The following is a 20,838-nucleotide window of genomic DNA, read 5'->3' as shown; positions in this document are numbered from 1 at the left end:
ATATAATGTAGAGAGTGATGTCATACATGAGTACAACCAAACAAGCGGTACAATTGCCGACACTGGAGCAAAGTCGGCGCAAATACGATCGACTGCGCGTCTGCCGCAAGTGCGGACGGTTCACCATTTTACCGGGTGACAGCTGTCCAGATTGCGGCAAATCGAGACTAGTGCCTGTGATGGAACAGGCACGTCGGTTAGCTGGACGGCGAATGCTGAACGAGATTTTGTTGACGATCATTCTAGTGATTGGCGCTATTGTGGCTGCACCGACCACGACCTTGATTGCATTATGTGCAGGGGGCGGCGTTATGATACTAGCGGCACTGATCATCGTGCAGCGACGTTTCCGTGAGCGCGCGACATTGCGACAATTGAGTCGCTTATTTTGGCAGCAACGAACTGCCATTTACGACGGATTGGTAGAAGATCAGCGAGTTGGCGTAGAGCTGGTGCGGGATGGCGAAGAAGTCGAAGGATATCATATTCTGCGCCAGACAGCAGTTGTTGTGCATAATGACCGACTACGGCTTGCCCTACTATCCTTGCTGCAAAATTTCCGATTGCGCAGCGATATGGATCTGGAGCTGGAGTCGCTGATTACGCGCGACTTTGACCCTTTGGTAGCGGAATATATTGGCGAGATAGCACGGCTCAAGCGCGATATGATCAAGGACAAAGCGATCCGCTATATCATTGCCCATGAACCAAAAATATTGCAGATGGAGCAGGGCTGGAATATTTTGATTAGCGTCACTTCTGCGATGGTGCGCATGAAGCGTTATATCGCGCTCTATCCGGGCTTTATCCGCCGATATGCTCGTCATTTGCCCAAGGAGCGCTTTGTGCGGCTGTATCGGATTGTGCATAGCGATTCGGAACTACTGGCAGATGCGCTGGCACAGGATCTGGATAGCATCCGTATGGAGCTGTATGCGTCTGATACGACCTTTGGCGGTCAAACGACAGGAGCGCAACGGTCATGAGAACCGTATTTCGCTGGTTCGCGCTGCGCAATCTGCTATTGTGCTGCTGCGCAGTTGGCGTGGTGTTGCTTGTGTTCAAAGGAATCGGCGTCTATCACAAAATCAACTGGGTACAGGCAGCAGATCAATATTATGAGCAGCAAAACTGGATACAGGCAGAGTCCTTTTACCGTCAGGCACAGGAGAATCGGTATCTGGAGTATGAGGAGCAGCATGTTCAGTCCCGTTTACAGGAGCTAGCGCCCATTAGTGCATGGAGTGATACCGTGTCCAATACGGCGAGCCGTTTGCAGGCGGCGCTGGATCTCAACCAGTTTGATACGTATATGGATGTGTATGCGGAATGGACGCAGCAGCAACAACAGCAGGCAACGCTGAACGACAAGTACAGCAATGAATATAGCAAAATCACAAAGCAATACGGCATGGAGCAGTTATGGAAGCAGGGCTTCAGCGAGTTTCGTACACGATTGGAGACAACGCTGCAAACCAATCTGGACAATCGCAATTACAGCGACGAATCCGCCAAATGGAATCTGCTGCGCATCCCTTCCGCTTACTGGTCAAAATCGGACTCTGCAACCGGAATAAACGACGGCAATGCCAGTGATGTAACTTCTACCAATGTTACTGCCAGCCAACAAGCAGCGGTACAATCCAATCAGCTGCGCAAGTTGTTTGAAAACTATGACACGACCAAGCTCAAGCGTCTAGCATCAGCGGGGGACTTTAACGCTTTTCTGACCAATGCGTCTCAAACATGGCAGGCGTATCAGCAGCACCAATATACTGGCGCCCGCTGGGTGACCACACTTGCCGAAGACGGCGCGCAATCGGTCATCGCCAAGGATATCGCTTCTGGGCAAGCAGAGCGTTTTGTCAGTCATGCGGTTAGCTTCCGCTCAGCGGCACAGCAGCTCAATCTGTCGTCGTCTTCTGTACTGACGACAATTGACAATGAAGTATCCTCGTTGCAGGAGCAGGCATTCACGATGACGACCAACAAGCAATTTCAGCAGGCATTGGATCTGTACAATGCGCTGACACCGCTTGGCGATATGACGCAAAATATCGCCCGCACCAAGCTGGCATGGGCCATTGACGAACCAGTCACTATTTTACAAGGAAGCAATACGTCGGTTGCCTATCAGCATGTTACTGGCGGTACGAATGGCGGTATCTTCCCGGTCTATGTGGTAGCGACAGATCAGAACAACAAGCTCTTCTTCGGCAAAATGGACAATGACGGCAATGCCAGCGTCTGGTCTGGGGAGATCGGGCAGACGTCGGCTCAGATTCAATCGCTGGCGGTTGATACGCAATTGAGCACGACCGAGCAACCGATTGTGGTCGTTCAGTCCGAATCTGGTGTGGAAGGCAGTCCACTGTTCTCGCTCTATGCAGTAACCGGCGCTGGTTTGAAGGCGGTAGCCTCCTTTGCCGGAGCAAGCTATGAAGTGCAACCAGATCGTAGCATTATCGTGCATCAGCCAGTCGGCGGCAATGTAGGGCAGGTGGATATATATACGCCTGATGAGAATGGAACGTACAGCAAAACCGACAGCCAAATGGACAGCGAACAGTATACCGACGTTGCTGTCTCCGAGATCGGCGCGCATCTGAATCAACCGATTCGTTTTACAGGCAATATTGTATCGGTGGATGATGCGGGCGCGATTGTGAATGAGGCCGGCACGTATGTGCGGTTAAAAGGCGATCTTTCGTTGGAGACGGGAACGTTTACCGTGTACGGGCAGTTTAACGGAGAATACGAATCGTTTACTGCTACGGATTCCGGTTTGTCTGGGAATGACAATGGATCGGATGAAAATCAATCTGCACCAGATGGAAACGGCGATATCGGCGATGGTAATAGCAACAATGACGGCAATACGATGCCAGATGAGCAATTTGAACCGGACTATGGACTGGGCGACAATCCGTTACCTGGGAATACGCCGGGGATGAATATCAATATTCCAGTTGTGCATGTAGACAGCATCGAATGATGCTGTCTTTTTTATTTTGATATTGAATATATCAACAAGTTTGCTTAAAATAGTATCAAAGGATGATATCAAAAGGTGGTACTACGTATCATGAACAATAAACAGCAGCAAACATTACAAGCTATTTTCGACGATCCTGTACGCTCCAATATTCCTTGGTCTAATATCGAATCACTCTTATCTGCGTGTGGCGCAGAAATAAGTGAAGGTAATGGATCTCGAGTTCGTATCTTTTTGAATGATAGACGTGCCGTATTTCATCGTCCTCATCCACAAAAAGAAACAGACAAAGGCGCGGTCAAATCCGTAAGACGATTTTTAATAGAGGCAGGTGTAAAGCCCGATGCTGGAGTATAAAGGTTATATTGGCAAAGTTGAATTTGATGATGAACAGGAAATCTTGCACGGAGAAGTCATTAACATCAAAGATGTGATTACGTTTCAAGCATTATCTGTTGACGAACTTAAACAGGCGTTTCAGGAATCGGTTGATGATTATCTGGACTTTTGCGCAGAGCGTGGCGAAGAACCGGATAAGCCGTACTCGGGAAACTTAATGTTACGAATCAGTCCCACTCAGCACCGATTAATGGCGATTGCCGCCAGCAAAGCAGGTAAAAGTCTCAACCAATGGATCGCTGATCACACACGCGCAGATGCTGAGAATGAGCTAAAAGAGTTGATTCCACATTTATAAATGCAATCTCCCTTCACAAATTGCATACATCATTCTGGCTATTTAACGCAAACAAGGCGCTCCCTGCATCTCAGGAAGCGCCTTGTTGCATATCATTTACAGCCATTATCTGAATCTCAATGATCCGTCTGACCGTCCTACTATCCTCTATCTCACTAGCGCAGGCTGTACATCCGCCGGAATCGGGCACTCATATGCTCGTCCTTGTAAACGCTCATCCAATTCTTTACGAGCATCTTCCAGCAACTCTGGACGTTTTACCAGCTCCAGCGCAGTCGCTGCCATAATCTGCGATGCGTACAGCATGCCTTTGTGCGCAATCGGCGTTTTACCCAATGTCACCCATTGCCAACTATGCGCAACGGTGCTGTTCGCAAAGCAAGCAGTTGTACATTGCACCGTCGGCGTAATCCAGCTCACATCTGACACATCGGTCGAACCGTATAGCATCTGCCCATGCTGATAAGGCAGCACTTCTGTAGCCAATGCCAGATTTCGCTGTGAAGCTGGTAATTGCCATGACACCTGCTTTTCCTGCTCAGTCAGCGTATCACGTACCGCCTGTGCCAGCGCGATCTCGTCGTCCGTATGCTCTGGCACCGGAAATAACAAGAACTGCTCCAGCATGACTTGCTCCAGCGTACGACTTGGTACAATCTCAGAGCATGCTTTGTCAAAAACAATCTCCACTTCCGTTCCCGTCATCAGCGCAGCGCCGCGTGCTACATCATGTACCCGCTCTACAATCTCCGCCGCCTGACTAACATGTGGAGCACGGATCAGATATAGCACCTCTGCCTGACTTTGTACCACATTGGGCGAGCGTCCGCCCGTATCGGTAATCGCATAATGAATACGCGCTTCCTGAACGATATGCTCGCGCAAATAGTTGACGCCCATATTCATCAGCTCCACCGCGTCCAGCGCACTGCGACCGAGATGCGGAGCGGCAGCAGCATGAGCACTGCGTCCTTTGAATTTGTAATAATACTGATAATTTGCCAGCGTATGTACCGACATCACACTATGATAATCAAACGGATGCCAAGTGACCGCACTGTCCACATCATCGAACAACCCGGCACGCGCCATAAAGGTTTTGCCGGAACCGCCCTCCTCTGCCGGGCAGCCGTAATACCGCACCGTACCAGACAAGCCCTGCTCCTGCATCAGCTGCTTGAGCGCAAATGCCGCTCCCAGCGCGCCTGTACCGAGCAGATTATGCCCGCATCCATGCCCATTGCCGCCCGGCTCCACTGGCTGTTGTACCGCCGTGCCTGCCTGCTGACTCAAACCGGATAATGCATCATATTCGCCGAGCAGTGCAATCACTGGCTTCCCACTGCCAAATGTGCCGATGAACGCCGTTTCCAGCCCGCCAACACCACGCTCCACAGCAAATCCTTCATCCTCCAGCGCCAGGCACAGCAATTCCGCCGAACGCTGTTCCTGAAAACGCGTCTCTGCATATTCCCAGATCTGATCGCTGATGTCCGTCAACCGCTGCCCTCTTGCCTCAATCGCCTGGCGAATTGCCTGCGTATCTGTCATCCGTTAACTCCCTCCCAGTCCGATAAATACCATAATAAAGACCAGTTCCAGCATATAGCCGATCACCAGCATCATCGGCACCGTCACCACTAACAGAATCAACCGTAGCTGACGCTCTACCCCATGACTTTCCATCCAGCGGCGCAGCCAGAACCAGAGCAAGATCAGTGCCGGTGCAATGATCAAGATTCCAACAATTACAATTCCGTAAAAGAGCCCGCCCGCTTGCGCACCGGTGGCACCTTGTTCCAACCAGCGTTCTTTGCCCGTCACAAGTGCCACGACAGCAAGCGCCATGACTACATAGTATATTTTTATGCCTATACTCCATACCTTCGAACGTTTATTCACCGTTGCTCATCCCTTCATTGCCGAAACTATACTGTGCAACCCTACCGACATGTATGATCCTAACGCTCCCTGCGCAAACGATAAATTTTGCGCGGTCGTCCCCGTACCGATTGCTGTTCCTCGCCATCAATCTCGGCAAGATCAATCTGGCACAGACTGCTCATAATGCGCTGGGCGTTGCGAATCGTCATCGACAAATGCTGAGCAAGCTGGGTGGTCGTGAATCCGTCCCAATTCATATGACGGGTTAACGCTTCGATTTTGCGATACGTTTTGACGCTAATATTCGCTTCATTCAATCGCTCCAGCAATTCCGAATCCAGCGAGCGTGAGGCATAGCTCCATTCGCCTTCGTCTTTGTCGATCTCGCGAATATCGCCATTGTCCTGCACGATAACGAGTAACTGCTGGCGGTTGTGACGAGCGTGCTGAAGCGCACGCATCGCATGATTGCTGGCGGTAAATGCCGTATCGCCATACCCGATACCGACCGACATTTGTACATCCGATTCCAGCTCCATCCGCTCTACCGTCTGGCGCAGACGTACCAATTCACGCTCAATCGCGCCGCGCGTGCTAATGATCTGGTAGCTGCCCACACCGTTGTGCACCATAATACCGTCCAATCGCTCGCACAGCTGCAAGATCCGCTGCTGCATTTTCAGTTCAGCATACTGGACAGAATATCGACTGCCATTACTGCGTGCGCTAGCTCCGAGCAGATCTGCTTCCACAATCTGCATACCAATCTGCGTATCTTTAAAATACGAACTGCGCGCCTGCTGAATGAGCAGCTGCGCCGCCTGACGAATATCCTGACGCGTAATCATTAACCGGTATACCGGCATGCCGTGCTTTTGAAGCTCGCTATAAATAAAATGCATACACGTCAGCGCCGCGGCACTTTTGCCATTTTTCCATAACTCCAGATGAAACTGCACAATATCGTTCGGCTCTTCCGTTCCATCAAAGATCCGCACTGGCAACCCGTCCATCGCAATGCCCAGCTCGGCAAACGATTCATGCAAATCGAGATCCTCCGAGCGAATCATATCGATCGAATACGGCTTGCTGCGCACATCCTGACCGTTCATCATCTGTACCATCGCCTTGTACAGCGCAGAACCAGCAGGCTTGCAATACACGGCTAGCTCCTCTTTGCGCAAATACGGCTGTGCCACCGACAACGGAATTGGACCGGAGAAAAACCAGCCTTTCAGACCTGTCCGGTTACGTTCCAGAATGTCCGGTATTTCCTGCGGGTGATTATAAATGTAAGGAATAAACTGTACATCTTCCCCCATGGATGCGGTAATCTCCAAAATATGCTCCACGGAAGGCTGCGGGCCGATTACCCCGAAACGGTATGTCATCATACTCTCCTCCGCCAGTCTCTTTATGTTCAGTGTCTGTCACTGCTTATGCACATACAGACCCTTGCTTGTGATAAAAGATATGCCCGGTCTGCCACCGGCGTATCATATCCATTATACCAAGTTCCCTGCACAAAAGAAGACTGCACCGATCGCATTCGTCGGTTTACGTAGATCCCGACATATTATCCCACTCATACCATTATTCCGCTTGCAACAAGCGCTCTGCAATTCGGCGGAATACGTCGATACCGATATGCAGACTTTCCTCTTCAATATCAAAGCGTGGATGATGATGTGGCACCGGATTGCTGGCACCGACGATCATATAGGTCGCTTTGCCGCCGTGTTCCTGTACGCGGCGTACCATATAGCTTGCGTCCTCACTACCAGTTGAATATGCCATCTGCTCCGGTACAGTGTGTACGCCTGCGGCATCCCGCGCAGCTTCATTTGCCAGCTCTACCATGTCTGGATCGCAGGTGATCGGAATCGCTCCACCAGCAACTTCAATTTCATAGGTCAGCTCGTGCATACCTGCGCTATGTTCGATAATGCGGCGTACCCGCTGTTCCAGATCACGGTTGGTTTCTTCCGATTCCGAACGTGTCTCCACGATCATGCGTGCATGCTCAGGAATGATGTTGGCGGCGGTTCCGCCTTCCAATACACCAACATTGATTCGAGTATCGCCTGTGCTGAAGCGTGGAATTGCATGAATATTCAGCATCGCCGTTGCCGCACCAAGCAGTGCATTGTTGCCTTTTTCTGGGTCAGCGCCTGCGTGGGATGCAACACCATGGAATTGCACTGCCAGCTTCGTTGTTGCCAGATACCCCTGTGTTCCCCCATGCACCTGCCCTGTTGGCACATCGCAGCCAAGATGGGCGCAGAACAGATAATCTACATCGTCCAGCATTCCTTTTTCGACCATCGCATATGCGCCGCGCACACCTTCTTCGGCAGGTTGGAAAATTAGCTTGATCGTGCCTTTTAGCTTCTGCTTGGAGAGCGCTTCAGCAACGCCCAGACCGATGGTAGTATGTCCATCATGCGCACACGCATGCATATTGCCGTTAAATTGCGAAATAAATCCTTCCGCCTGCGGCACATGTTGCTGATCTGTACTTTCCTTGATCGGCAATGCGTCCATATCAAAACGAAACGCCAGCGTTGGTCCCGGCTCACTGCCACGCAAAATACCGACTACGCCCGTATAGCCGCCCTTCATCTGCTCCGCAATCTGCGGATTTGCTCCGTTCTTGATCGCACGCTCATAGGCATGATCTAACACTTCTTCGGACGGCAAGCCACGACGCGAAGGTCCATCAATCGCATCACGACCGTAAATGACCTCGTAGCCAAGCGACCGCAACGTCTCTACGACAATAGTGGCGGTACGGAATTCGGTAAATCCAAGCTCAGGGTGTCGATGTAGATCGCGACGCATTTCAATAATATCCAACATGTTGTTCATCTCCTGTGATGGTTGTAGGTAAGATCGCACCACCCGGCGAGCGAAAACGTACCGGGCGACGCGGATAACGATGGGGTAATATGCTCATGTTCGTTTGCACAATCTCTTCTATAGCTAGCATCAAAAGATAAAGACAAGACAAGATCAAACAGAGCTTGCATGATGAATAACAACATCCAGTCCGATCGATAGGCGGCAAAGCCAATATTTATCCAGTATCCACCTTCTGTCCTTCACCTGTTCGAACGAATATTCATCTGTCCACTATGAGTTAGCCTTCCAGCTTCGGATATACACCCGGTCCAATCGGTAATCCCAGTATATACCAGACAACCAGCAGCAGCGACCAGACGATGAGAAAGACAATCGGATATGGCAGCACTAGTGAGTAATACGTACCTAGCTTTGCATCTTTGCGATATCGCTGCAAGAAGCCGAGGAACAGCGGCAGAAACGGTGACATCGGAGCAAATGGAATGACGGACGAGTCTGCCACGCGGAAGATCATCTGTGCAAATGCCGGATGATACCCGAGCAGCATAAACATCGGTACGAATACCGGTGCCAGAATCGACCAGATCGCCGAACCGCTGGCAATGAACATACAGAGCAGAGCGGACAGGAACATCAGACCGAGGAAAGCAGGAACACCCGTCATATTTGTCTTTTCCAGCAGATCAGTCAGACCGAGCGCCATAAACTTGCCCATATTGCTCCAGTTGAAGAAAGCGACAAACTGTGCCAGCGGGAACACCATTACGATAAAGCCTGCCATGCCTTTCATCGGATCGGTCAACAGGCGTGGCAGATCATTTTGATTCGTAATCTGGCGTGTTGCCAGTCCGTATGCAATCGCGGCGACGAAGAATAGGAAAATAATGATTGGCACAATGCCCGACATGAACGGCGATGGCACAATCGTACCTAGCTCTGGGTCACGCAAAATGGCATTGGACGGCAGAATCATGAGCGCTAGCACAATCAGCGAGACCAGTACTGCAATACCGCTGACGATCAGACCTTTGTTCTGCTGCGGTGTGAGAGTTTCCAGCTGATGATCGCCATCACCGTCAGACGGGTGATACGCAGGCAATCTCGGTTCGACAAACTTATCAGTGATAATCCCGCCCGTAATCGTCAGCACGATTACCGAAGCTGCCATAAAGAACCAGTTATCCAGTACGCTGACCGTTGCCGCCGGGTTGATCGCAGCCGCAGCTTCGGTACTGATACCTGACAGCAACACATCCGTCGTTACAATTAACAGATTCGCGGTAAACCCGGAACCAACCCCAGCGATTGCCGCCATCAGCCCAGCCACCGGATGACGCCCAACAGCGAGGAAGATCAGTGCGCCGAGCGGAGGCATAATGACAAGCGCCGCATCGGAGGACACATGACTGAAGAAAGCGATAAACAGCACCATATAGCTGGCATAGCGGGCACTAACGCGGGATGCCATTTTCAGCATCAACGCTTGCAGCAATCCAACTTTCTCGGCAAGACCAGCACCTAACACGAGTGCGAGAATAGAGCCAAGAGGCTTAAAGCCGCTAAAATTGGCGATAATATTGGGTAGAATCCACTGAATGCCTTCTTTGCTCAGCAGGTTTTTGACGGTGACCTGCTCGCCATTGGTCGGATCGGTTACGGAAATATGCAGCCATGACAGCACTGCCGTTGCCAGCATCAGAATGACGATCAGATACACAAATAACAAAAATGGATTCGGAATCTTGTTACCGATCCGTTCCACCATTCCAAACAACCCCGTATTTCCCGACTGCTGCTTTGCTGTTGCACCATTTAATCCACTCACTGACCTTCCCCCTAATTTTAGACCTATTAACGATATTTTCGTTTAATTGATTATAGGAAATGGATTCTTGTCTGCGCAATAGATATGTGAGGTTTTTTTACAAAAAAATTCGAAAAAAATTATAAACATTCATTACAGATGTGATAAATCATTTTGTTCAGTAGTCATTTCATTCATGTAAGCGGCATCAATATGTAAACGAAAAAACCCGACATCTTCATTCAGAGGTAATCTCCGATCTGATGTCAGGCTTTGTTCATTTTTACGTATGCAACTTTTGTTCGCAATATCACGATTTGTATCCTATACAGCTAATCCTACAGTATGCCGTCTGCATATATTTCATCGGTTATACGATAGACGATACAATAATCGGGAAATACGTAGTGATTGACGCATCATCAATCACAGTGAGTTAGCCGCGACGTTTACGCGCTGCTGTTACCCATGCACCCACTGCGGCAATCAATGCCACGATGGCAATGACGAGCGTTGCAGTTTGCAGACCAGTATTGGCTGCTGGAGCAGCTGTACCTGTCATCGTACCAGCGGTTGTGCTATCTGTCGCTGTAGTGCCGGTAGCCGCATTCTCGCTGCCTGCGGCACTATTGTCAGTTGTCGTTTCCGTACCAGTTGTTGCTGTGGCATCTTCCGGTGTTGTTTCTGTGCCGGATGTACCCGCACTGTCATGACCGTGATCCGCTGGTGCAGCGGCAGTTGCGCCATCTTTGCTAACTACGGTGATGGAGTGCGGGGAATCGCTGCCCTCTGCGCCCGTCCATTCTACAATACTGCCATCACTGTAATACTGATACGCGTCCCAAGCAAGATCGCTGTCCTGCTCTGGATTTTGACCGACAAAGACGAATTGCTGGAATTGACCGTCTTCAATGCCGCCGCTCTCCGCTTCCCAAGTAACGGTGGAGATTTCACCAGCATCATTCTTCTCAGTGGTTACTTTCCAGCCCGGAACAGGCTGATATTGCTTGAAGGACAGGTTTTCTGGCACTTTCAGTGTCACTTTGGTTGTTGGAATGTCTTTTTCCGAAGGCACTTTGAGCGTATACGTTTCCCATGCGCCAGTAGCCGAGGTTGCTGGCTTCACCGTTACGTGCGCACTGGCAATTCCGCTAAATACTAACATGCCTGCGAAGGTAACCGCTGCACCGGTCGTTATCATTTTTGTCCACAACGTGTTCTTTTTCATCTGTACAATTCCCCTTTGTCGTCTATAGTAAAATATTTGCATCTTCATCAAGAGCCCGGTACTTTTAGCGTAAATTTCGTTTCTACCGCGTTCAGCGATTTTGTCAAAATACGCATATCGACTTGCCAGCTCCCGTTCATGCTGATCATGCCCTGCGTTTCATATACGCCATCTTTGCCATCCTTGGCAGTAATCGTAATATTGGTCGGTGCCATCGCCATATCGAGATGCTGCAATTGGAGTGTGATCTGCTCCACATCTACTGGCTTGCCCTGCTGATCCTTCACGGTCACAGTAAAGGTATTCATGCCCATTCGACTCGGCGGCACCTTCAGACTGATATCATAACCGTCCACCTGCTGCACCTGCGTTTGCACGCCGCGCGGTGTTCCACTATTACCAAGTGGTGCGGCGTACGGTGACAGATGAACGAGGATCGCTGCCAGCACCAGAATGACGAAGCCGGTCAGCACTTCCCAGACCATATCTTTGCCGATCTCGCCTTCCTGCTTGCGCCCCTTCACATAGTTCATACCGCCAAACGCTGCCATCACGAGAAACAGCAGCATTTTGGACAATAACGTTAAACCATAACCCGTGTTAAACAAGGCACTCCATGTTGGCAAATACAACAAGCTGCCATAAATCCCCGTCACCAGCAGTGCAGCTACCGAAGCAATCGCCCACCAAGAGAATCGACGAATGATGCCCCAGTACAGCGTGCGGCGCTGCTCGCCCTCTATGCCGCTCACAATTCGCGGCAAGAATAACGCTAGCGCCAGTAGCGCACCGCTCCAGATCAATGCGGACAAGAGATGAATATAATCTGCCGCAACCGCCAATACCGCGTACTGCTCAGCAAACGCATGACCGTCAAACGCTTTTGCCAGCAATCCCAATGCTACCAGCACAAAGGCGATCATCCCTAGCAGATTGCGTATGCCCTGCGACCATCTGCGTAGCGATTGCAACAGTACGCAGATCAGCACGATAACAGCAGCAATCGTCTGCAAGATCCATACTTTGCCAAACACCGTTCCGTTAAACGTATCGCTGAATTGACCGCCAATTGCTGATAACGGTACATCTGCTGTCCACGATATACGCAGCGGTAGCTGAGCCACCAGCGCGATCAATGCTAGCACCGCACCACCAAGTAGCAGTAGACGATACCGTGATTCGTTCATCCATGCCATTTGCTGACGATATGCTGGCGGCATGAGAAATAGCGACAGACAGAGCAAACCAAGCACAATCGCCTGCGCCGCATATTGCAGCCAGCGTGCCACAATGAGCAGCGGGCTGAGCGGTTTACTGTCATCCAGCGACACCTGCGTCGCTTCCTTTAGCGATTTGCCTGCACCATCGCCAAGCTGGAATATGATTACGCCTTCCACCGGATGCCCGTCACCAGAGATCGCTTTCCAAGAGAGGGTGTACACATCGCTTGGTAACGTTTGCGATACATCCGCCAGCATAGTCGTACCGTCATTCTCATCGACCCGCGCCGTAATACCGTCGATGCTCTGCCCCTCGGAATTCATCAATGTCATCCCATAATACGCCCGCTGAATATCTTCGTTGAACTTGATCTTCAGTTGCTTGGGCGACTGAGTGAGCACTTCATTTTGCGCCGGTGTAGATTGTGTCACCGACGCATGCGCCGATACCTGCTGTGGAAAAGCTACACTCAGCATCAGCAGCATCATTGCCAGCAGCGCTGTAGCAATCATCCGCCAGCGGCGCCACAGTGCAGTGCCAAGTGGCATATGCTCCCTGTTATTGCTGTTACTAGTCGTATCCATTATCGTATAATCCGAAATGATTGCTCACCTGCTTTATCATTGAAGTCGTGTCCTGCTGCATTATTACCTGTACTGGTGACATGCCAATCAGAACATGGAATAGAAAATAGCCCAATCCGCCGTCTTCTTCATCCATTGTCATCGTTCGGTCATACCTCTATTGTATGATACAAAGAACGCCAGCATCTGAAAATGACTAGAAGGGGCTATAAAATCCATCTTTTCCGTTTAAATTTGAATGAATTATGGACGATGCTGCCGATCAGACGCCAATCCCTGCTCCATCGCATACCGGGTCAGCTGTACCCGATTCTCCAGCTGTAATTTTTGCAAAATATTTTTGAGATGATTCTTCACCGTCTGCTCCGAAATTGTCAGCTCAGCGGCAATCTCCCGATTGGTCATGCCTGACGATACCCATTGCAGAATCTCCCGCTCCCGCCGGGTTAGCGTATCCGCCGCTGGATCGCTGCGCGTCTTGCCAAACGGAAACTCCTGCAAAATCCGCAGCGCAATCTCCTGACTCATGCCCTCCTGATCCGAAGCAACACTTCGCAAATATTCCAGCCATGTCGATGGCGGCAAGCTTTTGAGCAGATAGCCCTGTGCTCCTTGCTTGATCGCCTCGAACAGATGCGCCGCATCATCCGATACCGTCATCATAATAATCTTCACATACGGAAAGCGCAGCTTGATCAGCCGCGTCGTCTCCAGCCCATCCATACCTTTCATCGAAATGTCCATCAGGATCAGATCCGGCATCCATTTCTCTGTAAAATCCAGTGCTTCCTGTCCACTTGCCGCCATTCCCACAATAGCAAACAATGGATCTTCCGATAAAATAACACTCGTCGCCTCACGCGCATGCGCATGATCATCCACAATCAACACTCGCACCTTATCCATGATGCTTGCCCTCCCTCAATACAAATACTGTCCGTTCATCGACCCGCTCAAAATCAAATGTCCACCCGCGCTGCTGTGCGCGCTCTGCCGTAATCCGCAATCCAAACCGTCCCGGCTGCTCCAGATCATCTCTGTTATACCCGCTACCATCATCCTCCACCGCAATCTGCCAACCTCTCTCATTCCTTGTGCCGACGATACGGGCACTACGTGCACGAGCATGCTTGTGAATATTGAGCAGCGCCTCCCGTAGACAGGCAAGCAGCTCCGCCTGCTCCGATGGGGAAAATATATCGTCCTCTAATTGCCAGTCCACATCCACCTTTACCCCGGCAAGCGGCACCATCGCCTGAATCCGCGCTTCCAATGACGAAGTCTGCGCGCCCTCCTGACGCGGCGCCTGCTTCAGATCAGCAATCGCCTGACGCACATCATGATTCGCTTCACTGACCGTGCGACTAAGATCATTCAACAGTTGCACCACCTGTGGCTGATCAAATCGGCGGCGTGCCTGATCCAGACGCACACCGAGCAGAAATAGCGATTGCGCCACTCCATCATGCAATTCTCCCGCCAGTTGTTGCCGTTCTTCCAGCTTGCCTTTGGCAATTCGTTCCTGATCCAGCGCAGCACGAGTATGTTCCATCATTTGAAACAGCCCGCGCAGCACTGTAATACTGACGATATAGATGATTAACGGCGATAGCCAGTTGCCTGCCTCCATTGATAAATATGGCATTAACCATTGATGACGCACATATTCCCATAACCCGATCGTCACCGTAGGCAAGAACAGAATCATCCATTTGATCCGTTGATAAGACATACGATTCTCCTTTGATTGCAAGAAATATTGTGAAAAAGTGAACAAACCATTACTTTTTAAAAAAAATTTAAAGAAATATAGTCAAATCATTTGCATTTCACTACCGGTATGCTTACAATGAGAAAGAAGATGTGATAATGATTATCATTCCTGATTGATTGATAACGGATTGATAATATTACGATAACATAATTGTTTACCACATGTCCGATGAATCAACAATATAGGTATACACCACAACCCAGATGCAGCGCCAATCGGTGCATGACAAAGGAGACGGAACCTCAATGAACGTAATGACCCAGAAAACTTCACTTCAAATAGATGATTATTTGGATATGCTTAATCTGGCTGTTCATATCGGCGACCAGAAATGGCAAAAGGAAATCATCCGCAAACTGGCTTACATGAAAAAGTGTGCCACTGTTGCTCGTAGCCGTTACTAGATCTGATCCCTACACACATACATCCTGTACATCAGGAAGCTTTTATATGAAATAAAACCGACTATCATCGCGAAGTCGGTTTTTTTGTATGCTTTTTGTATATTCCGTGTTTGCCGCTGTTAGTGCAGGCTATATTCCGTCGATGGAGCAGCCGGGTGATGAATGACACGTCGATGTTGAAGCTCCAATTGATATTGCTTCGGTGTCATGCCGTATTTCTTTTTGAACAGTCCGATAAAATGAGAAATATTATCATAATGAAGATCCATCGCTACCTCGGTCACTGTACAGCGTTCCAGTCGACGTTCGGCTTCTTCCAATTTGCGATTCGTAATATATTCACGCGGACTGAGCCCGGTCAACTTTTTGAATCGGCTTGTAAAATTCGTATGGGACATCTGGTAATGACTCGCCAGATCACGCACATGATGAATCTCACCAATCTGCTCGTTGATTTCGCGAATCGCTTGTTGTACCGGGTCATTGCTGCGCAGATGCAAGATTTGCTCAGCACCTTGAATATGCAGCAGATGGTACGTCAATTCCTGCGCTGCCAGATCAACGAGAAAACGTTTACTTTTATCATCGTAACATAGATAGCGACGGATACGCTGGATCGTCTCGTTTAATTCGTGAGTACGATGATCGATGCCGCAGCGCAGCAATCCACTCTGCTCCAAAATGATCGAAGTGGATAGTTCTTCCTCTACCGTACTTTGCAGTCGTTCCACCAGTTGGTCACTTAGCTCAAATACAAGCGCACGCGTTGGCATAGGAATCTTCATCTCTACGAGCGAGCGCGGCGGTAGCAGCACCATTTCGCTGTTATCGTACACAAACTGCTCTTGTGTGCCGTTGATACGCACATGTTTTTGCCCATTCAAAATGGTACATAATTTCGGATATTCATAGGAAGCGTACGTCTCGCTGTAATCCTGTGGCAGATCGTAATACAAAATGCGCAGCAGATCAGTCTGATATCCATATTGAAGCTCGTTATACCGGTCAAAACAACGTAATGCCTGATCCATACGTTCACCTTCCTGAAGCCACGTATATTTTTGCGCAGAAATCGATATTTCTATAACCGTTGGCGATTTACACTGAACACAGAGATTATAACTCAATTGATTCTATCTTCCAATAAGCGAGGTTGATCACAATGGCAGGTACGACTAAATTTACAATGCCCGGTATGAGTCTGATGGGCTCCGGTTCTCTGCAAGACGCAGGACAAGAAATTCGCAAGCTGCAATACAAAAAAGCGTTAATCGTTACCGATAAACCACTCGTCGATATCGGCATTGCCGCTACCGTTACGGATATGCTGGACAAGGAAGGAATTGCTTCCGTTATTTATAATGGCACACGTCCGAATCCGACCGTTACGAATGTCAACGAAGGGCTAGAACTGTATCGTCAGCATGCATGCGACTGTATTATCTCCCTTGGCGGCGGTTCTCCACATGACTGCGCCAAAGGGGTAGCGCTGCTTGCCACGAATAATGGAACGATCGAAGATTATGAAGGCGTAGATCGCTCCCTGTTGCCAGCTGCACCACTAGTTGCGATCAACACTACTGCTGGTACTGCCAGCGAAATGACCAAGTTCTGCATCATTACCGATGAAGTACGTCATGTAAAAATGGCAATCGTCGACAAGCACACGACACCGCTCATCGCTGTGAATGATCCACAGCTGATGATGGCTATGCCAAAATCATTGACTGCCGCTACTGGTATGGATGCGCTGACTCACTCCATCGAAGCATATGTATCTACCGATGCAACACCAATTACCGATGCATGCGCGCTAAAAGCGATTGAGCTGATTCGCGACTATCTGGTACGCGCTGTCGACAATGGACAGGATGAAGAAGCTCGCGAGCAAATGGCGTATGCGGAATTCCTCGCCGGTATGGCATTTAACAATGCGGGTCTTGGTTATGTGCATGCAATGGCACATCAACTGGGTGGCTTCTACGATCTGCCACACGGCGTGTGTAATGCGATCCTGTTGCCACATGTAGAACGCTACAATGCAACCGCTGCGGCTGCCCGTCTGACCATCATTGCTCGTACGCTGGGTGAAACGGTCGATGAGAGTCAACCAGAGCAAGGCGCTGAGCTAGCAATCCAAGCGATTGAGAAGCTGGCGGTACGCGTCGGTATTCCTGCTGGTCTGGAACAACTGGGCGTAAAACGCGACGACTTCGACACACTCGCTGCCAATGCGATGAAGGATGCGTGCGGTGTAACCAACCCGATCCAGCCATCCAAAGAAGATGTTATCAACATGTTCGCCAGCGCAATGTAATCTAGTCATGTATCGCTATCCTTTGCCGTATCCTCGGCACTAACAATCGGTATGACTGTCCCATCAGCTTATCTTCACTGACCCTCTGATTGGACTGCTCATCATATAGAAATGTGTGTATGCCAAAAATCCCGGTGCTCCTCACACCGGGATTTTGCTATTTATTTCGATACGTACAAACCATATCAAGCCGATACTTGCACACGCAAGATGGATAACAAGCTCACCCTGCTCTGCTTCCTTATGTAGCGGTAGCAGTACATCAATCAAGAATGTATAGTCGGGCTGTAGCTATCGGACGCTTCTTATCGTATTACTGCTATTAGAGCAATGCTTCGATATCTTGTTCCATATCATACGGATCGGTTGTCGACTCAAAGCGCTTCACGACAGCTCCGTCACGACCGATCAGGAACTTGGTAAAGTTCCATTTGATCGAATTGCCCGGCAGATATTCTGGATGACGCTCATGCAGCAGCGGCAACAGGATTTTTGCAACCGAGTGCGTCGTATCAAATCCTTCAAACGGTTTGCTATCTGCCAGATACGTGAACAGTGGATGCGCATTGCGATCACGTACATCGACTTTTTGGAACATCGGGAAGGAGACACCATAATTCAATGTGCAAAAGGCATTGATACGGTCGTTGCCGTCCGGCTCTTGATCTGCAAACTGGTTGGATGGGAAGCCAAGAATCACAAAACCTTTTTCCGAATAGCGCTCATACAGACGTTGCAAATCTTCATACTGGAAAGTGAATCCGCATTGACTCGCTGTATTGACGATCAGAACGACCTTATCGCGATAATCCTCTAACGAAATGTCCTTGCCATTCATTGCCTTCGCCGAAAATTGATAAATACTCATATATTTATGTCATTCTCCTTCGTTCACAATAATATAACGTGCTATACCATTGTACCCAAACGAGAAGAAGAATGAAACTATAGAACTACAAAAAAAGTCGTATTTCGTCGAAATTTTACATTCCGTTAATATAAAAGTCCTGTTTCACAATAAAATAAGGTATATTTTTATCTTTTTGTAAATAAATGATAGGTAGTCAAAACTGACATATGAACACACATAAAAGGACTGCCGATAATACATATACGACAGTCCCTTAGCCTTCTATAGATCCATCCCTTGCATCTGACGATCATTTTGTATTGTCCGCGATTTAGATTTAATGCAGTTCACGCTCTGTCGGTTGTTGTTCATCGCTACCACCATAAGCCGGGTCTTTCATAAACGGCTTGTTGACGTAGTAGTACATCATCGCCATGAATACCGAGCCACCAATCAGATTACCAATGGTAACAGGCACCAGATTGTGAATTACGCCAGCAAAATTAATCGTAGCGGGGTGATCCACTACCAGCGCAATCGCAAATGTACACATGTTAGCGATACTGTGTTCATACCCGGAAATAAAGAAGCAGAATACGAACAGCATCATACAGAATAGCTTGGCCACTTCATTTTTTAGCCCCATCGGGATGAAGAATGCCAGACAGACGAGCCAGTTACACAAAATCGCCCGGAAGAACAACTGCGACGTGGGCGCTTCCATCTTGTGTTCAACCACCCCAAGCAGAAACCCGTTAACCGAATGATCCGCGTACAATCCCGTCAAGTAAATCAATAACGCAAATGCACAGGCACCAAGAATATTGCCGATATAACTCGTCACCCATAGCCTGACTACCTGCAACCACTTCAGCTTATGCACCAGTGCGGCATACGAGTAATAGAACGTATCGCCTGTAAACAAATCCCCACCGCCGAGCGAGATCAAGATGATCGCCGCACCAAACGTGAGCGCCGCCATCGGATACGCTGCTGGTGATTCTACCGCATAAAAGAAATTCCCTGTTTTAAAGGCTACAATTACACCGAAGCCAATAAACATACTTGCCAGCATGGACCGGGAAAGGTAGCGCAATTTGCTCTGTTTGTAGATGTAATGCTTTTCCAATGCTAGTTTCTCAACCTGTTTTAACGTATGGACTTCCACTATGCCACCTCCATAATTCCGGTCAATGACCGTTTGCTTCGTCTGCCAGCTGTCAATACGGGGTTGAATCCTCTGTGTACCTTTCGCCTGTCATACAATGAAACCCTGCTTCACGCTGCAAAACGATTGGCTGCCTGTTATGTACTATTACCTCGTTTACGCTCAATGTACACGCTCCCATGTTATTTTCTGTTGTATAGGAAATTAGCTATCAAAATGTTATATAGTCCAATAAGCATAGGAATAAATTCCTATTATTCGATTTTTTGCGACAAAAGTTATAAACGCTATACATTTTGAAAATGGTACTGCCGAAATAGTATTACACACAACTAAAGTCACAAATTGGACACATCATTTTCAGTAAACAAGGTTCAAAGTGATTTTTGACTTTGACCATGATTATATATAGGTAGAAAGGGTATATTTTCACAAGAGCCAAAAAAATGATATAAAAAAATCAACATATTTAAGCTAAATTTAATGAACAATTTGTGAAAATGTGCTAATGTAAATTTACAATTAAAACTTCGAGGTGAATGATCATGACAAACCAAAGTAAAGTAATGCAACTGCGCGAAATGATTCCACAAGATCAACAAGGAATTACACGTTACGTTGAACACGCCCTGCAATCGATCGACGAATTGGTTGAAAAACACCGTCAATATAATGCTTCCCTGGCAATCTACGGCGAGAAAATCAATGGCAATGAAGAACGCGTATACCGTGACACGATTTCCGAGATCAAAGCACAACTGATCGAAACACTGGAGAGAACGGTAGAAGACTTCATGCACGTTGGCGACAAACATTGGACTAAAAACTACAAAGACGGTATTAAATAATTATCATCACGATTGTACAGATAGATACACGCTACGTGATTCCTTCTTTTGCATAGCATGTCATACCGTAGCCGGGCGAGCCTCATGGACAGATTCTAACGAATCCACTCCACTTCTGCCCATCGTTCTACCTACTATTATGAAAAACCCGCAGCTGACTCGCTGCGGGTTTTTGTTTGTGCCAATGTATGCTGTTGATACA

Annotated in this window: 19 protein-coding genes; 7 read left to right on the top strand and 12 right to left on the bottom strand. The window is 48.7% G+C overall.

Going from position 1 to position 20,838, the window contains the following annotated elements; translation table 11 throughout:
- The first annotated feature begins 26 nt into the window (after positions 1–26).
- From ACE3MZ_RS01510 to ACE3MZ_RS01495, 4 genes are all read left to right on the top strand, one after another.
- On the top strand, positions 27–986 hold the full coding sequence (locus ACE3MZ_RS01510) for a hypothetical protein (RefSeq protein WP_411344798.1): 960 nt from the start codon (positions 27–29) through the stop codon (positions 984–986).
- Positions 983–2,995, top strand: coding sequence for a hypothetical protein (locus ACE3MZ_RS01505; RefSeq protein ID WP_411344797.1), 2,013 nt, complete (start codon positions 983–985; stop codon positions 2,993–2,995). The genes ACE3MZ_RS01510 and ACE3MZ_RS01505 overlap by 4 nt, the downstream gene beginning before the upstream one ends.
- Positions 2,996–3,085: 90 nt before the next feature.
- A complete protein-coding gene (locus tag ACE3MZ_RS01500; RefSeq protein WP_411344796.1) occupies positions 3,086–3,352 on the top strand; it encodes a type II toxin-antitoxin system HicA family toxin in 267 nt (88 codons plus the stop codon).
- Positions 3,339–3,692 carry a type II toxin-antitoxin system HicB family antitoxin gene (locus ACE3MZ_RS01495; RefSeq protein WP_411344795.1) on the top strand — a complete coding sequence of 118 codons (354 nt, stop codon included), beginning with the start codon at positions 3,339–3,341 and terminating at the stop codon, positions 3,690–3,692. The genes ACE3MZ_RS01500 and ACE3MZ_RS01495 overlap by 14 nt, the downstream gene beginning before the upstream one ends.
- Positions 3,693–3,839: 147 nt before the next feature.
- Here the strand turns inward: ACE3MZ_RS01495 and ACE3MZ_RS01490 are convergent, their stop codons facing one another.
- The 9 genes from ACE3MZ_RS01490 to ACE3MZ_RS01450 form a co-directional block, all read right to left on the bottom strand.
- On the bottom strand, positions 3,840–5,243 hold the full coding sequence (locus ACE3MZ_RS01490; protein ID WP_411344794.1) for a M20 family metallopeptidase: 1,404 nt from the start codon (positions 5,241–5,243) through the stop codon (positions 3,840–3,842).
- Positions 5,244–5,246: 3 nt separating this feature from the next.
- A complete protein-coding gene (locus ACE3MZ_RS01485) occupies positions 5,247–5,594 on the bottom strand; it encodes a hypothetical protein (protein ID WP_411344793.1) in 348 nt (115 codons plus the stop codon).
- 59 nt (positions 5,595–5,653) lie between these two features.
- Positions 5,654–6,970 (bottom strand): GTP cyclohydrolase IIa, encoded by a 1,317-nt coding sequence (locus ACE3MZ_RS01480; RefSeq protein ID WP_411344792.1) that lies wholly within the window; start codon positions 6,968–6,970, stop codon positions 5,654–5,656.
- 199 nt (positions 6,971–7,169) lie between these two features.
- Positions 7,170–8,435 carry an amidohydrolase gene (locus tag ACE3MZ_RS01475; RefSeq protein WP_411344791.1) on the bottom strand — a complete coding sequence of 422 codons (1,266 nt, stop codon included), beginning with the start codon at positions 8,433–8,435 and terminating at the stop codon, positions 7,170–7,172.
- Positions 8,436–8,715: 280 nt separating this feature from the next.
- A complete protein-coding gene (abgT, locus tag ACE3MZ_RS01470) occupies positions 8,716–10,263 on the bottom strand; it encodes a p-aminobenzoyl-glutamate transporter (protein ID WP_411344790.1) in 1,548 nt (515 codons plus the stop codon).
- Between the two features lie 415 nt (positions 10,264–10,678).
- Positions 10,679–11,470 carry a YcnI family protein gene (locus ACE3MZ_RS01465; RefSeq protein WP_411344789.1) on the bottom strand — a complete coding sequence of 264 codons (792 nt, stop codon included), beginning with the start codon at positions 11,468–11,470 and terminating at the stop codon, positions 10,679–10,681.
- A gap of 47 nt (positions 11,471–11,517) precedes the next feature.
- Positions 11,518–13,275, bottom strand: coding sequence for a copper resistance CopC/CopD family protein (locus tag ACE3MZ_RS01460; RefSeq protein ID WP_411344788.1), 1,758 nt, complete (start codon positions 13,273–13,275; stop codon positions 11,518–11,520).
- 243 nt (positions 13,276–13,518) lie between these two features.
- Complete coding sequence (locus ACE3MZ_RS01455) at positions 13,519–14,181, bottom strand: response regulator (protein WP_411344787.1); 663 nt, start codon at positions 14,179–14,181, stop codon at positions 13,519–13,521.
- Positions 14,174–15,007, bottom strand: coding sequence for a sensor histidine kinase (locus tag ACE3MZ_RS01450; RefSeq protein ID WP_411344786.1), 834 nt, complete (start codon positions 15,005–15,007; stop codon positions 14,174–14,176). Before ACE3MZ_RS01450 ends, ACE3MZ_RS01455 begins: the two co-directional genes overlap by 8 nt.
- A gap of 287 nt (positions 15,008–15,294) precedes the next feature.
- Between ACE3MZ_RS01450 and ACE3MZ_RS01445 the strand changes: the two genes are divergently transcribed.
- On the top strand, positions 15,295–15,453 hold the full coding sequence (locus ACE3MZ_RS01445; protein WP_411344785.1) for a hypothetical protein: 159 nt from the start codon (positions 15,295–15,297) through the stop codon (positions 15,451–15,453).
- Positions 15,454–15,572: 119 nt separating this feature from the next.
- Here the strand turns inward: ACE3MZ_RS01445 and ACE3MZ_RS01440 are convergent, their stop codons facing one another.
- Positions 15,573–16,484, bottom strand: a complete 912-nt coding sequence (locus ACE3MZ_RS01440; protein ID WP_411344784.1) for an AraC family transcriptional regulator — start codon at positions 16,482–16,484, stop codon at positions 15,573–15,575.
- Between the two features lie 131 nt (positions 16,485–16,615).
- On the opposite strand from ACE3MZ_RS01440, the gene ACE3MZ_RS01435 reads away from it, so the two are divergent.
- A complete protein-coding gene (locus ACE3MZ_RS01435) occupies positions 16,616–17,770 on the top strand; it encodes an iron-containing alcohol dehydrogenase (protein WP_411344783.1) in 1,155 nt (384 codons plus the stop codon).
- A gap of 322 nt (positions 17,771–18,092) precedes the next feature.
- Here the strand turns inward: ACE3MZ_RS01435 and ACE3MZ_RS01430 are convergent, their stop codons facing one another.
- Positions 18,093–18,638, bottom strand: coding sequence for a glutathione peroxidase (locus ACE3MZ_RS01430; RefSeq protein ID WP_411344782.1), 546 nt, complete (start codon positions 18,636–18,638; stop codon positions 18,093–18,095).
- Between the two features lie 319 nt (positions 18,639–18,957).
- The gene (locus ACE3MZ_RS01425) at positions 18,958–19,788 is read right to left on the bottom strand and encodes a formate/nitrite transporter family protein (RefSeq protein WP_411344781.1); all 831 of its coding nucleotides are present in this window, start codon (positions 19,786–19,788) and stop codon (positions 18,958–18,960) included.
- A 545-nt stretch (positions 19,789–20,333) separates the two neighbouring features.
- Between ACE3MZ_RS01425 and ACE3MZ_RS01420 the strand changes: the two genes are divergently transcribed.
- A complete protein-coding gene (locus ACE3MZ_RS01420) occupies positions 20,334–20,636 on the top strand; it encodes a hypothetical protein (RefSeq protein WP_411344780.1) in 303 nt (100 codons plus the stop codon).
- Positions 20,637–20,838: the final 202 nt, after the last annotated feature.

It is taken from the genome of Paenibacillus sp. WLX1005 (assembly GCF_046603685.1).
Classification (GTDB): domain Bacteria; phylum Bacillota; class Bacilli; order Paenibacillales; family Paenibacillaceae; genus Saccharibacillus.
This window is presented reverse-complemented; position numbering and strand designations above follow the sequence as displayed.

What these genes read in the sequence shown, in the direction of transcription:
- ACE3MZ_RS01505 (WP_411344797.1), top strand. Translation starts at nt 983, where the DNA reads ATGAGAACCGTATTTCGCTGGTTCGCGCTGCGCAATCTGCTATTGTGC.
- ACE3MZ_RS01480 (WP_411344792.1), bottom strand. Translation starts at nt 6,970, where the DNA reads ATGATGACATACCGTTTCGGGGTAATCGGCCCGCAGCCTTCCGTGGAG.
- ACE3MZ_RS01510 (WP_411344798.1), top strand. Translation starts at nt 27, where the DNA reads ATGAGTACAACCAAACAAGCGGTACAATTGCCGACACTGGAGCAAAGT.
- ACE3MZ_RS01420 (WP_411344780.1), top strand. Translation starts at nt 20,334, where the DNA reads ATGACAAACCAAAGTAAAGTAATGCAACTGCGCGAAATGATTCCACAA.
- ACE3MZ_RS01430 (WP_411344782.1), bottom strand. Translation starts at nt 18,638, where the DNA reads ATGAGTATTTATCAATTTTCGGCGAAGGCAATGAATGGCAAGGACATT.
- ACE3MZ_RS01500 (WP_411344796.1), top strand. Translation starts at nt 3,086, where the DNA reads ATGAACAATAAACAGCAGCAAACATTACAAGCTATTTTCGACGATCCT.
- ACE3MZ_RS01445 (WP_411344785.1), top strand. Translation starts at nt 15,295, where the DNA reads ATGAACGTAATGACCCAGAAAACTTCACTTCAAATAGATGATTATTTG.
- ACE3MZ_RS01460 (WP_411344788.1), bottom strand. Translation starts at nt 13,275, where the DNA reads ATGGATACGACTAGTAACAGCAATAACAGGGAGCATATGCCACTTGGC.
- ACE3MZ_RS01440 (WP_411344784.1), bottom strand. Translation starts at nt 16,484, where the DNA reads ATGGATCAGGCATTACGTTGTTTTGACCGGTATAACGAGCTTCAATAT.
- ACE3MZ_RS01495 (WP_411344795.1), top strand. Translation starts at nt 3,339, where the DNA reads ATGCTGGAGTATAAAGGTTATATTGGCAAAGTTGAATTTGATGATGAA.
- ACE3MZ_RS01455 (WP_411344787.1), bottom strand. Translation starts at nt 14,181, where the DNA reads ATGGATAAGGTGCGAGTGTTGATTGTGGATGATCATGCGCATGCGCGT.
- ACE3MZ_RS01465 (WP_411344789.1), bottom strand. Translation starts at nt 11,470, where the DNA reads ATGAAAAAGAACACGTTGTGGACAAAAATGATAACGACCGGTGCAGCG.
- ACE3MZ_RS01490 (WP_411344794.1), bottom strand. Translation starts at nt 5,243, where the DNA reads ATGACAGATACGCAGGCAATTCGCCAGGCGATTGAGGCAAGAGGGCAG.
- ACE3MZ_RS01435 (WP_411344783.1), top strand. Translation starts at nt 16,616, where the DNA reads ATGGCAGGTACGACTAAATTTACAATGCCCGGTATGAGTCTGATGGGC.
- ACE3MZ_RS01450 (WP_411344786.1), bottom strand. Translation starts at nt 15,007, where the DNA reads ATGTCTTATCAACGGATCAAATGGATGATTCTGTTCTTGCCTACGGTG.
- ACE3MZ_RS01475 (WP_411344791.1), bottom strand. Translation starts at nt 8,435, where the DNA reads ATGTTGGATATTATTGAAATGCGTCGCGATCTACATCGACACCCTGAG.